The organism is Nonomuraea basaltis (genome assembly GCF_005893125.1).
Taxonomy (GTDB): Bacteria; Actinomycetota; Actinomycetes; order Streptosporangiales; family Streptosporangiaceae; genus Nonomuraea; species Nonomuraea basaltis.
Map to the genome: position 1 here is coordinate 1 of NZ_VCJS01000493.1, position 2,418 is coordinate 2,418.

Sequence of the window (2,418 nt, forward strand, 5' to 3'; positions counted from 1 at the left end):
GGGCCGGGACATACGGGGTCTCGCGGGGCGGCGTGGGCGCCTCCATGTCGGCCACGAACGTCCCGGAGCCGTGCCGCCCGTCCAGCCACCCCTCGGCGTAGAGCTGCTGGTACGCCTCCGTGACCACGGTCCGGCTCACGGTGAGCTGGGCCGCCAGGGCACGCGTGGACGGCAGCCGCTCGCCGGGCGCCAGGGTGCCCTCCATCATGGCGTGGCGCAGCCAGTCGGCGAGCTGCGCGGTGAGGGGCTCGGCGGCCTCCCGCGACAGGGAAACCGGCAGGTCAACATGGGTGCGCACGGAAGTGGTCCCTACGAAGGGGTCGATAGTGGCCCTACAGGATAGGTCCACTTCGCCGTTACGGTCGAATCATGCTCTCCACCACTCCCCGCACCACGCTCGGCCGCTCGAAGGAGCGCGGCAGCACCGACAGGAACAACCTGTACGAGGTGCTCGACACCGGGCTGATCTGCCACCTGGGCGTCGTCGTGAACGGGCACCCGATGGTGGTGCCCACCGGCTACGGCCGCATCGGCGAGACCCTCTACCTGCACGGCTCCACGGGCGCCAGGTCGCTGCGCGCGGCCGACGGCGGTGAGGTGTGCGTCACGGTCACACACCTGGACGGCGTCGTGCTGGCCCGCTCGATCTTCCACCACTCCGTCAACTACCGCTCGGCTATCGTCTACGGCCGGGCCAGGCTGGTGACGGACCCGGACGAGCGGCTGGCGGGGCTGCGGGCGCTCACCGAGCGGCTCGCGCCCGGCCAGTGGGACTATGCCAGGCCGCCGTCCCGCAAGGAGCTGGCCGCCACGGCCGTGCTGGCGCTGTCGCTGGACGAGGCGTCGGTAAAGATCCGGCGCGGGGCGCCGGTGGACGAGGAGGAGGACTACACCCTTCCGGTATGGGCCGGCGTGCTGCCCCTGGTCACCGCATGGGGCGAACCTCAACCAGATTCGTTGGTCCCAGAAGGTATCGAGACACCTGTTCACATCCTCCATCGGGAGTAGTTCCATAAATCAGGTACCACCTGGCAAACCCATCTCCTTGATCACACGTCTCATCAGGTGGGCCGGCTCCTGATGGGAGAGGGCATATGGAGTGGAGCGCTCCGGGGTACACGGAGATCAAGCAGCTCGGCGCGGGTGCCAGCGGGCGCGTCGCGCTGGCCGTGCACGACGAGACCGGCGTACAGGTCGCGATCAAGTATCTCTCCGAGGAACTGCTGCGCGACCCGGCCGCGCTGGCCAGGTTCCAGTCCGAGGCGCGGCTCCTGACCACGCTCCGCGACCCCAACATCGCCACGATGTGGGAGTACATCCAGGACTTCGGCGGCGCGGCCATCGTGATGGAGCTGGTCAACGGCGTCTCGCTGCGCGCGCTGCTGCGCGAGCACGGCACCACGGAGCCGGAGGCGGCGCTGGTCGTGCTGAAGGGCTCGCTGCTGGGCCTGTCCAGGGCGCACGCGAACGGCCTCGTCCACCGGGACTACAAACCCGAGAACGTGCTCGTCAGGGACGACGGCGTCAGCAAGCTCGTCGACTTCGGCATCGCCGTGCGGCAGGGCACGGTGGCGCACCCGGAGGGCACGCCTCCGTACATGGCGCCCGAGCTGTGGGAGGGGCGGCCAGCCTCGCCCGCGACCGACGTGTACGCGGCCACCGCGGTCTTCTTCGAGTGCCTGACCGGGCACCGGCCGTACCGCTCGACCGAGCCCAGCGTGCTCGGCTACCAGCACGTCCACGCCCCCGTGCCGTTCCACGACGCGCCCGAGCCGGTGCGCGGGCTGATCAGGCGCGGGCTGGCCAAGGACCCGGCGCAGCGGCCGTCGAGCGCGCAGGCGTTCGTGGCCGAGCTGGAGGCCACGGCCAGGGCGGCGTACGGCGAGGACTGGGAGGAGCGGGGCAAGCGGCGGCTGGCCGCGCTGGTGGCCCTGCTCGCCCTGCTGTTGCCCACGCCGCCGTCTCCCCCGCTCGAGACCTCGACGTCGCTGGCCAGGACGGTGTTCCGCGGGCTGCGCTCGAACGTCACGCGCGTGGCGATGGGCGGCGGGCTGGCCGCGGTGGTGGCCGTGGCCGTGGTGGTGGTCGTGCTGGCCAACCGGGAGAGGCCGCCCGCGGGGCCGATCGGCGCGGCGGCGGCCGTACCGCCGACGCAGATCAGCCCGGAGTTCGCCTCGGTCCCGCCGACGACGCCGGAGGCGACGCCCGAGAGCACCCCTGAGAGCTCGCCCGAGGTGGTCCTGCCTGAGGAGAGCCCCACCGCCTCGCTCGCACCGCCGCCGACGACGTCCACCACACCTGAGACGACGCCGACGACCACGCCCACGCGGACCCGGACGCCCACCTCGACCCCGACGTCGGCACCGACCAGGACCGCGACGCCGACTCCGACACCGACCAGGACCGCAACCCCGACCC

General features: G+C 71.9%; 3 protein-coding genes. 2 read left to right on the forward strand and 1 reads right to left on the reverse strand.

Annotation, left to right across the window (positions count from 1 at the left end; genetic code table 11):
• The coding region (locus EJK15_RS68820) for a GntR family transcriptional regulator (RefSeq protein ID WP_138720853.1) at positions 1-298 on the reverse strand (298 nt) is incomplete at its 3' end.
• A gap of 71 nt (positions 299-369) precedes the next feature.
• On the opposite strand from EJK15_RS68820, the gene EJK15_RS68825 reads away from it, so the two are divergent.
• A complete protein-coding gene (locus EJK15_RS68825; protein ID WP_138720854.1) occupies positions 370-1,008 on the forward strand; it encodes a pyridoxamine 5'-phosphate oxidase family protein in 639 nt (212 codons plus the stop codon).
• Positions 1,009-1,094: 86 nt separating this feature from the next.
• Positions 1,095-2,418 (forward strand): serine/threonine-protein kinase (locus tag EJK15_RS68830; RefSeq protein WP_206062342.1); only part of this gene is annotated, 1,324 nt, incomplete at its 3' end.

Coding starts and splice junctions, on each gene's coding strand:
- EJK15_RS68825 (WP_138720854.1), top strand. CDS start 370: ATGCTCTCCACCACTCCCCGCACCACGCTCGGCCGCTCGAAGGAGCGC.